This is a genomic window from Streptococcus infantis, from assembly GCF_047465525.1.
GTDB lineage: Bacteria > Bacillota > Bacilli > Lactobacillales > Streptococcaceae > Streptococcus > Streptococcus infantis_R.
The window spans coordinates 51,415-61,588 of sequence record NZ_JASGZS010000013.1 but is presented as its reverse complement, the minus strand read 5'-3'; the positions used below and the strand labels follow the sequence as shown (position 1 = coordinate 61,588).

The following is a 10,174-nucleotide window of genomic DNA, read 5'->3' as shown; positions in this document are numbered from 1 at the left end:
AAGCTTCTCTAAGCTATATCCTTGTTTTCTAAGTTCATAGATTTGAACTTTATCATCATAAGTTAATTTCATAACAAAACACCCCAAAAGTTAGATTTTTTCTGTCTAACTTTTGGGGTGCAGTTCATTCCAAGCGTTTTTTTCTTTTGTTAATTTTACTATATTTCAGTTCAATCTCTACCTTTTTCACTACCTTTTTTAGATAAATATATCATTTAGATATTGAAATTAAGCCCTGCTATCATTTCGATGGCAGAGCTTTTTAATGTTTGGTACACTACCTTCTTATCTATATTTTGATGGAGCTGAAGTTGACATCTACAAAGTTTAATGTTAAAATACATTCAAAAATATATTTGAATGAGGTGTTTTATGATTCAAAATGTTGTTACTTCAATAATCCTGTATTCTGGGACAGCCGTAGACTTACTTATTATCCTAATGTTATTTTTTGCCAAAAGAAAAAGCAGAAAAGACATCATTAACATCTATTTAGGACAATTTCTAGGCTCTGTTAGTCTAATATTGCTAAGTTTACTTTTTGCATTTGTCTTAAATTATATTCCTAGTAAAGAGATTTTAGGTTTGCTCGGTTTGATTCCAATTTTCCTAGGACTCAAAGTTTTGCTTTTAGGAGATTCTGATGGAGAAGCTATTGCAAAAGATGGTTTGCGCAAAGATGATAAAAACCTGATTTTTTTAGTCGCTATGATTACTTTTGCAAGTTGTGGTGCTGATAATATTGGTGTTTTTGTCCCATATTTTATTACCTTAAATTTAGCGAATTTGATAGTGGCTTTACTTACTTTTCTAGTCATGATTTATCTCTTGGTTTTTTCTGCCCAAAAATTGGCTCAAGTCCCTTCTGTTGGAGAAACTTTGGAAAAATATAGCAGATGGTTTATTGCCGTTGTTTATTTAGGATTGGGGATGTATATCCTGATTGAAAACAACAGCTTTGACATGCTAAGGACTGTGTTCGGCTAGGAGAAAAAATTATGAAAAAAGATAGTATATGCCAAGTGAATATTATAAATCAACAAAATGTTACAACCGCAATGAACTACCTTGAAAAGGAAAAAGTCCAAAAATCACTTCGCATTTTAACAAAGTTTACCGATAATAAACAGATAAATATCATCTTTTATCTCCTTGCTGTTGAAGAACTCTGTGTCTGTGATATAGCCTGTTTACTAGATCTCAGTATGGCATCTGCCTCCCACCATCTTCGTAAACTAGCCAATCAAAACATCTTGGACACTAGAAGAGAGGGGAAAATTATATATTATTTTATAAAAGATGAGGAAATCAGAGATTTTTTTAATCAACTAGGATAACAACTATTTTTACGTCTAGAGTGTTTTTGTGTTGTTTAAGAAAAATAGATAGAGGTTTTAGATAACTACACATATTAGTTTTTTTAAAAAAGAGATTTAATCGATGATAACTAGAAAGGATTATTGCTAAATATCTTGTTTATTGCCAATTAAAATACGGTAGAATCGTCATCCTACGGTGTTGTTGCTTTTTAAATGCAAGAAGTGACAGAAGGAAAATATAGAAAGCACCTTTTACATTTAATAGGCAGGCGGAAGGGTTCAAGAGGAAAAACTTGGAACTTTGAGTGTACCAATTGGGTAAATTACTAGTACATTAGATATTTTATAGATTTCGAAAGTAAATTGGAAGGATTTTCAAATTATCCCCCCAGCAAAAAAGCTGGAAACATTTGTCAGAGCTATTGACAAATGCGAAAGAATCAGATAGAATAGTAAAGTATGTTTAGTAACTGATCACTTTATAGCCGGCTAAACGAATACAAAATCTATGAGGAGGTATTCATCGTGAAACGTACTTATCAACCAAGTAAACTACGTCGTGCGCGCAAACACGGATTCCGTAACCGTATGTCAACTAAAAACGGTCGTCGCGTATTGGCAGCTCGTCGTCGTAAAGGACGCAAAGTTTTGGCTGCATAATCCAAACGAATTCAACAAAGAAGTCAGTAGGAACTCGAGTCTACTGGCTTTTGTTTTGCCCTAAATGATGGCCTGCATTTACTTTCTATTTTTTCTGAAATAGTGTATAATATTTCATATAATATATAAATGGAGAATATTTATGAAAAAATCAAAAGCTCTCTTACTAGGGGCTGGAGTTTTGAGTGCTAGCTTCTTGATGGTAGCTTGTAGCTCGACACAGTCAAATGCATCTGATAAAACCTACTCTTATGTATTTGCTAGCAATCCAGATACATTAGACTACATTACTTCGACACGTGGCTCGACGTCTAGCATTACGACAAACTTGATTGATGGTTTGTTGGAAAATGATAAGTATGGCAATCTGGTTCCTTCCATGGCTGAATCATGGACAGTATCAAAAGATGGCTTGACCTATACCTATAAAATCCGTCAAGGTGTCAAGTGGTATACCTCTGAAGGGGAAGAATATACAGAGGTAACAGCTCATGACTTTGTGACAGGCCTAAGGTATGCGGCGGATAAAAAAGCAGAAAACTTGTACTTGGTGCAAGACTCTATCAAAGGTTTGGCGGACTATGTTGAGGGGCAATCATCAGACTTTGAGACTGTTGGTATCAAGGCAGTCGATGACTATACTCTCCAATATACCTTAAACAAGCCGGAGTCCTATTGGAATTCTAAGACAACAGGTGGAATTTTGAGTCCAGTCAATGAAGCCTTTTTGAAATCTAAGGGGGACGAATTTGGAAGTGTAACTCCATCTAGTATCCTGTCAAATGGACCTTACTTATTCAAATCATTCACTTCAAAATCTTTAATTGAGTTTGAAAAAAATCCTAATTACTGGGACAAGGACAATGTGAAGATTGAAAAAGTAAAACTTTCCTTCTATGACGGTTCAGACCAAGATAGTTTGGCTAGAGGATTCTTGGAAGGCAACTATACAGACGGGCGTATTTTCCCAACAAGCTCAGTCTTTGACCAGCTGAAAAAAGGGAATGAAGATAAGATTACCTATACCCCTCAAAATGCTATAACCTTCTACTATCTCTTCAATGTCAATCGTCAAAGCTACAAGCAAACCATGAAACAGACGGACAAAGAAAAGACGGATTCTCGTCTAGCAATGCAAAACAAAGACTTCCGTCAGGCTATTAACTTTGCCTTTGACCGTCATGCCTATGCTGCCCAGACGAATGGAGAAGATGGGGCTGACCGAATCCTTCGAAACACAGTCACACCAAGTAACTTTGTTCAAATCGGTGGCAAAAACTTTGGAGATGCTGTCAATGAAAAGATGGTCAACTATGGTACAGAGTGGTCAAATATCAATCTGAACGACGCTCAAGCTGCTTTCTTGAATCCTGAAAAAGCCAAGGCTGAATTTTCCAAGGCTAAAGAAAGTTTGCAAGCAGAAGGCGTGAACTTCCCTATCCACTTGGATATGTTGGTAGACCAAACTGCTAAGTTGGACGTTCAGCAGGCAAGCTCCTTCAAGCAGACCGTTGAAGCAACGCTGGGTTCAGATAATGTGGTTATTGATATCATTCAATTGTCACCAGATGAGAAAGACAATGCTACCTTCTTTGCGGATACCGCCGATCAAAAGGACTATGACATCGATATCTCAGGATGGAGCGGGGATTTCTCAGATCCGAAGACCTATCTTGACCTTTTGGATCCAGACTCTGGTTCTCAGTTGAAAAATCTTGGCTTGACTCCAGGAAAAGACAATGAAGTCAAGGAAAAACTCGGTTTAGCTACCTACAAGGAGTTGTTGGATGCGGCAGATAATGAGAATGAAAATACGCAAACACGTTATGAAAAATTTGCCGAAGTTCAAGCTTGGTTGACAGATAGTGCTCTCTTCCTACCAGTTCAAAGTGGAGGGGCTAATCCTCTCTTCCGTAAGACAGTTCCGTTTACAGGGGCCTTCTCATTTGTTGGGCACAAAGGAGATGCGGACAACTACAAATATGTTGAATTGCAAAAGGAACCAGTGACTGCTAAACAGTATCAAGAACTTTATGAAAAATGGCAAAAAGAAAAAGCGGAGTCTAATAAAAAAGCCCAAGAAGATTTGGCTAACCACATTCGATAGAAGAAGGTTATCAATAAAATTTTAATACTCTTCGAAAATCTCTTCAAACTGCGTTAACGTCGCCTTGCCGTAGGTATAGGTAACTGACTTCGTCAATCTTATCTACAACCTCAAAACCATGTTTTGAGCTGACTTCGTCAGTTTCATCTACAACCTCAAAGCAGTGCTTTGAGCAGCCTGCGGCTAGTTTCCTAGTTTCCTCTTTGATTTTCATTGAGTATAAGGCTAATTTTAGGGACTAGATTCAGAAAAAAGGCATTACCAGTAGCTTGTTGGTTCTGGTAATGCCTTTTCTTTATTCTTTCAAATGATATGAATAGCTGGCAACGACGACATCTTCGTGCCATCTGAGAGCGTATTTCAATTTGAGGCTCATTTGATTGTGTAGGATATTTTGCCAAGGTTTGTTAGGGATAAATTGGGGTACTAGAACTGTAACTGTGTAGTTCTTTTTCTTGGCTTCTTGAGAGATTTTTCGAACATAGCGAACTGTAGGTGTGATGATATCGCGATAGCTAGTATTAATGTTTTTTAGAGTGATATTTGGGAAGTAGTCGGTAAATTCTTGGAGGATTTCTTGGTCTTTTTCCTCCGTTTCCTTGGTGGAAATGTGCATGGCCAAAACTTCATCTCCAATGCTTTGAGCGTAATTAATCGCTCCGACGCTGACTCGGGTAACATTTCCCACTAATACAAGGACGATATTGCCATCGTAGGTTTTCTTTTGAATTCCTTCATAAAGTCGAAGCTGTTTGGCCACTTTTTGGTAATGACTGTGGATAGACAAAAAGAGGAAGGTTAGGACCAGGATAATAGGGAAGAATGGCCAGATATCTCCAAGTCTGAAGAAGAGTAAGATAAGAACGATGGCATAACAAATGATGGCACCTAGGATATTTGCAAAGGCAGATTTTAAGAAATGAGAGCCTTTTTCTTTTTTCCAGTGGCGAATCATCCCTGTTTGAGAAAGTGCGAAAGGTACGAAAACTCCAATAGTATAAAGAGGAATCAAGCGTTCTGTATTTCCGTTGAAAATGAGCAGAAGGATCATAGCGCCAAAGGCTAAGGTCAAAATACCGTTTGAATAACCCAGGCGGTCTCCCTTTTCCATAAAGAGATGGGGCATGTATTTGTTCTTAGCCATATTGTATGCCAACATCGGGAAGGCAGAAAAACCAGTATTTGCAGCTACGGCTAGGATTAGGGCAGTTGAGAATTGGAAGAGATAATAAACAATCTGACCGAGAGCTGAATCCCCTAAAATTCCTTTAGCCATTTGTGAGAGGATTGTTTCTCCGTGTTGAGGTGTAATCCCCATCCAGTAGTTTAGGAAGGTAATTCCTGCAAAGAGAAAACCAAGAATCAGAGACATGATGGTCAGTGTTTGAGCTGCATTCTTCTCTTTGGGAGTTTTGAAAAATGGAACGGCATTTGAGATAGCTTCAACCCCTGTTAGTGAAGCTGAACCGCTGGTGAAGGCTCTTAAAATCAGGACGATTGAGAGACTTGGGACAGTTTGACCAATTGCAGAAGTTGCATGATAGCTGAGAGAACCTGTCAATAGTTGGAAGATACCAAACAATAAGAGGAAGACCGTGCTAAAGATAAAGAGATAGACAGGGATCATCAGAGAACTGGCAGATTCCTTCAAGCCACGCAGATTCAAAAGCATGAGCAAACATACTAGAAAAATGGAGATATGGAGATTGTAGGGATGGAGTGCAGGAAGTGCTGCTGTGATCGCATCAGCTCCTGCGGCCACGGATACGGCTACTGTTAGCATATAGTCAACAAGCAAGCTTCCACCGGCAATCAAACCGAGCTCAGGAGAAAGATTTTCTCGTGTTACCATGTAGGCACCCCCACCTTGAGGGTAGGCGTGAATGATTTGTCGGTAAGAAATGGTTAGACTAGCAAGTAGCAAGAGGACAAAAATGCCGATAGGGAGACTCCACCAAATAGCAAGCGGAGATAGACTAGCCAAGACAAGAACGACCTGTTCAGGTCCATAAGCGATAGAAGATAGGGCATCACTTGAAAGCATTGCGAGTGCCTGAGTTTTTCCAAGAAGTCCTCCTTCACCTTCTGTTAAAGATTTAAGGGGACGACCAATAAAGGTATATTTTAATTTTGTAAACATTTTCTTTCCTTTTCTGAAAATTTCAACAAGAGCTATTATACTGCTATGAAAAAAGGTCGTCAAGGGAAAATGAATGATTTTAAAATATTTTTTCCTATAAGAATGAGACTAGTTTTTTGGTATAATAGAAGGTAGAAAAAACGAGGGAATATAAATGATTTTTGATACACATACCCACTTGAATGTGGAAGAATTTTCAGGAAGAGAAGCAGAAGAAATAGCCTTAGCAGCTGAAATGGGTGTGACTCGGATGAATATTGTTGGTTTTGACAAACCGACTATTGAGCGTGCCTTGGAATTGGTGGAAGAATATGACCAACTTTATGCGACTATTGGATGGCATCCGACAGAAGCAGGGGATTATACAGAGGATATTGAGAATTACTTGCTAGAAAAACTAAAACACCCTAAAGTGGTTGCCTTGGGTGAGATTGGTTTGGATTATCATTGGATGACAGCCCCTAAAGAAGTGCAGGAGCAAGTTTTCCGCCGTCAGATTCAGCTATCTAAGGAACTGGACTTGCCTTTTGTAGTTCACACCCGTGATGCGCTAGAAGATACCTATGAAATTATCAAGAGTGAGGGCGTTGGTCCCCGTGGTGGCATTATGCACTCATTCTCAGGTTCTTTGGAGTGGGCTGAGAAGTTTGTGGAGCTGGGTATGACTATTTCCTTTTCTGGAGTGGTGACCTTTAAAAAAGCGATAGACATTCAAGAGGCGGCCAAAGAATTGCCTTTGGATAAGATTTTGGTAGAGACTGATGCCCCTTACTTGGCACCCGTTCCCAAACGTGGTCGCGAAAACAAGACTGCTTACACGCGCTATGTAGTAGACTTTATTGCAGACTTACGTGGTCTGACGACAGAAGAATTGGCAGCAGTGACAAGTACCAATGCTGAACGAATCTTTGGATTGGAAAGTAAATCATGAAAGAGAAAATTTCCCAAGTCATCGTAGTCGAAGGGCGTGACGATACGGCAAATCTAAAACGCTACTTTGACGTGGAGACCTATGAGACTCGTGGATCGGCTATCAATGAGCAGGACCTTGAGCGTATCCAACGTCTACATGAACGTCATGGAGTGATTGTTTTTACAGACCCTGACTATAATGGGGAGCGGATTCGGCGCATGATTATGACGACCATTCCGACAGTTCAACACGCTTTTCTCAAACGCGATGAGGCAGTTCCTAAGTCCAAGACCAAAGGACGTTCCCTAGGAATCGAACATGCCAGTTATGAAGATTTGAAAACAGCGCTGGCTCAGGTGACAGAGCAATTTGAAGTAGAAAGTGACTTTGATATTAGCCGTAGTGACTTGATTCGCCTTGGTTTTCTAGCTGGAGCAGACAGCCGAAAACGCAGAGAATATCTAGGAGAGAATCTTCGTATCGGTTATTCCAATGGTAAACAACTTCTCAAGCGTTTAGAATTATTTGGCATCAGTCTAGCTGAAGTTGAAGATGCCATGAAATCGTATGAGAATTGAGAAACCGTCCCAAAATGTAGGGGGAATATGATACAATAGAAGTAATCATATGCTGGTTATCAGGAGATAAAAGGCTACTTGATAGCAAGACTTAGATAAGAGTATTGACAACATCATTTCTTGCCTAAACTGCTAAGGAGTAGTAACAACAAGGAGAAAAAATGGGAATCTTTGACTATTTGAAAAAGACGGAAGCGGAAGAAGAGTCTAAAAACAATGCATGTGTGGGAGTTTTGGACTTTCTCCCTATGAAGGAAAAGAATCAATTATTGATCGTTGGGAGTTTAGAAGGGACTCTCAAGGTTGGGGATCAGTTGCAGTTTTGCAATCCTGACCAAGGAATGGACGCTCTTGGTACTGTAGAAGTCAAAAAACTCAGCAGTCAAAACAAGGATGCCGATAGTCTAACTGATGAAGTTCTTGCCCATCTAGTGGTTGATAGGAATCCTTCTTTGGATAAACTGAAAAAAGGAAGTGTGCTCTTTAGTTCAGGTGTTGAGGAAGAGCAAAAATTATCGAGCTATTCAGATGCTCTGTATCGTGCTTTTGTAGCCATCCAAGAGGGTCAGTTGACGAATGAAGACTATTTGGCAGCTAGCCTTGATGACAGTGTAGAAATTTTACGTCTCTTTTTATGGAAATGCCGTCAAAATCAGGAAACTGAAAGTGAAGAAAGCTATCAAGCCAACACTCGTAAGTTGGAACGTCTAGCGGAAATCGTTAAAGATAAGCTCTTAGAAGCAGATGCAGTTTATGCAGTTTATTCGGAAAAAACAGGCGAACCTTATCTCTTTTCAACTACTTATGATAGAGGTGAGGAAGGTTATCTGTGTACTGATCCCATGATCATGATTTTGACACCATCTTGGTATCGCCAATTCAAGGAAACCATTGACAGTCGACCAAATTCAGTCGTAAAACTGATTGAAAATACGGAAGATAAAAAAGGGATTGAGAATTTCCTTGGGACAGCCTTTTACTTAAACGGTGCCATGGGAGCAATCTTTAATTCCAAGGAAGTTAGTATCAGTGCCTCAGCCTTGGTTCAAAAACCAGATTTTTCTGATTTGCCGGAGATACAAGTGCCTGTCATGAATCCCGACCTGGTAAGATGGATGCTCTTGATGGGGCAGATGGATCAACCGACTACAGAAGAGCAAGAACTAGTTTATGGGCTTTACTACAAGTTCTTCTCTATGGCTATGCCTAAAGCAAAATTCTTGCTTCCATTAGATGCAGCATCAGGATTCCCAGAGGATAATTCAGAAGGGAATTCCTTTGTCTTGGAAAAAGATTCTAGTTTCAACATTCCAGTTAAAGAAGGAAAAGATGGGCGAAACTCTGTTCCAGTATTTACTGATTGGAAACGTCTGCGAATGGTTTTTGATGAAAAATGGAATGGCATGATTGAAGAAGCTGGAGGCATGATTGAAGGCTTTGACTATGCCATAAACCCAACGGAATACTATGAAGCTGGTGCTTATGTTAGTCTAACAGCTTTTAAAGAAATGCAAGAGCTCAGTGACAAGCAAAGAGGAAGAGTTCAAGATTAGAAAGTTCTTTAATATTAGAAAAGAGAATAAATGAGAATTGCAGATTATAGCGTGACTAAGGCAGTGCTGGAGCGTCACGGTTTTACCTTTAAAAAATCTTTCGGGCAAAATTTCTTGACCGATACCAATATTCTTCAAAAAATCGTGGATACGGCTGAAATTGATGACCAGGTTAATGTTATCGAAATTGGACCAGGTATTGGTGCTTTAACCGAATTTTTGGCGGAGCGTGCAGCAGAAGTCATGGCCTTTGAGATTGACCACCGCTTGGTACCAATTCTAGCGGATACCTTACGTGATTTTGACAATGTGACCGTAGTCAACGAGGACATTCTAAAAGTTGACCTAGCGCAACATATCCAGAATTTTAAAAACCCTGACCTGCCTATTAAGGTAGTAGCTAACTTGCCTTACTATATCACGACGCCTATTCTCATGCACTTAATCGAGAGTGGCATTCCTTTTAGTGAGTTTGTGGTCATGATGCAAAAAGAAGTGGCAGATCGTATCTCTGCTAAGCCAAATACCAAGGCTTATGGTAGTTTGTCAATTGCTGTGCAGTATTACATGACGGCCAAGGTTGCCTTTATCGTGCCTCGTACAGTATTTGTGCCAGCGCCCAACGTGGACTCAGCTATCCTGAAAATGGTATGCCGTCCAGAACCGGCGGTTGCGGTCGAAGATGAGAACTTCTTCTTTAAGGTTTCTAAGGCTAGTTTCACTCATCGTCGCAAGACCTTGTGGAACAACTTGACTGGTTACTTTGGGAAAACTGAGGAAATCAAGGACAAACTGACCAAGGCTTTGAACCAATCAGGCTTGTCACCATCTGTACGTGGGGAAGCTCTCAGCTTGGCAGAGTTTGCCAGTCTAGCAGACGCACTTAAAGGACAAGGACTCTAAG

Annotated in this window: 11 protein-coding genes and 1 pseudogene; 8 read left to right on the top strand and 4 right to left on the bottom strand. The window is 39.7% G+C overall.

What is annotated here, in order from left to right:
• Positions 1-72 (bottom strand): annotated as a pseudogene (locus QM374_RS06390) (transposase); the annotation flags it as partial.
• Positions 73-215: 143 nt separating this feature from the next.
• Entirely contained in the window at positions 216-344 is a 129-nt protein-coding gene (locus tag QM374_RS06385; RefSeq protein WP_080979389.1) for a FanG protein, read from the bottom strand.
• A gap of 28 nt (positions 345-372) precedes the next feature.
• Between QM374_RS06385 and QM374_RS06380 the strand changes: the two genes are divergently transcribed.
• The 4 genes from QM374_RS06380 to QM374_RS06365 all read left to right on the top strand — a co-directional run bounded on the left by QM374_RS06380 (position 373) and on the right by QM374_RS06365 (position 4,086).
• Entirely contained in the window at positions 373-987 is a 615-nt protein-coding gene (locus QM374_RS06380) for a CadD family cadmium resistance transporter (protein ID WP_084972499.1), read from the top strand.
• An 11-nt stretch (positions 988-998) separates the two neighbouring features.
• Complete coding sequence (gene cadX / locus QM374_RS06375; protein ID WP_049549049.1) at positions 999-1,337, top strand: Cd(II)/Zn(II)-sensing metalloregulatory transcriptional regulator CadX; 339 nt, start codon at positions 999-1,001, stop codon at positions 1,335-1,337.
• A gap of 507 nt (positions 1,338-1,844) precedes the next feature.
• Positions 1,845-1,979 (top strand): 50S ribosomal protein L34, encoded by a 135-nt coding sequence (rpmH, locus tag QM374_RS06370; RefSeq protein ID WP_000831905.1) that lies wholly within the window; start codon positions 1,845-1,847, stop codon positions 1,977-1,979.
• A gap of 142 nt (positions 1,980-2,121) precedes the next feature.
• Positions 2,122-4,086, top strand: coding sequence for a peptide ABC transporter substrate-binding protein (locus tag QM374_RS06365; protein ID WP_414311210.1), 1,965 nt, complete (start codon positions 2,122-2,124; stop codon positions 4,084-4,086).
• A 43-nt stretch (positions 4,087-4,129) separates the two neighbouring features.
• On the opposite strand, the gene QM374_RS06360 is transcribed toward QM374_RS06365, so the two are convergent.
• Positions 4,130-4,300, bottom strand: a complete 171-nt coding sequence (locus QM374_RS06360; protein ID WP_414311209.1) for a hypothetical protein — start codon at positions 4,298-4,300, stop codon at positions 4,130-4,132.
• Positions 4,301-4,381: 81 nt separating this feature from the next.
• The gene (locus QM374_RS06355) at positions 4,382-6,226 is read right to left on the bottom strand and encodes an APC family permease (RefSeq protein WP_414311208.1); all 1,845 of its coding nucleotides are present in this window, start codon (positions 6,224-6,226) and stop codon (positions 4,382-4,384) included.
• A gap of 154 nt (positions 6,227-6,380) precedes the next feature.
• Between QM374_RS06355 and QM374_RS06350 the strand changes: the two genes are divergently transcribed.
• The 4 genes from QM374_RS06350 (at position 6,381) to rsmA (ending at position 10,173) form a co-directional block, all read left to right on the top strand.
• Positions 6,381-7,157: a TatD family hydrolase gene (locus QM374_RS06350; protein ID WP_414311207.1), complete on the top strand. Its 777-nt coding sequence runs from the start codon at positions 6,381-6,383 to the stop codon at positions 7,155-7,157.
• Positions 7,154-7,717: a ribonuclease M5 gene (rnmV, locus tag QM374_RS06345; RefSeq protein WP_414311206.1), complete on the top strand. Its 564-nt coding sequence runs from the start codon at positions 7,154-7,156 to the stop codon at positions 7,715-7,717. The genes QM374_RS06350 and rnmV overlap by 4 nt, the downstream gene beginning before the upstream one ends.
• A gap of 161 nt (positions 7,718-7,878) precedes the next feature.
• A complete protein-coding gene (locus QM374_RS06340; protein ID WP_414311205.1) occupies positions 7,879-9,270 on the top strand; it encodes an SseB family protein in 1,392 nt (463 codons plus the stop codon).
• Between the two features lie 30 nt (positions 9,271-9,300).
• Positions 9,301-10,173 carry a 16S rRNA (adenine(1518)-N(6)/adenine(1519)-N(6))-dimethyltransferase RsmA gene (gene rsmA, locus QM374_RS06335; protein WP_414311204.1) on the top strand — a complete coding sequence of 291 codons (873 nt, stop codon included), beginning with the start codon at positions 9,301-9,303 and terminating at the stop codon, positions 10,171-10,173.
• Position 10,174 lies beyond the last annotated feature (1 nt).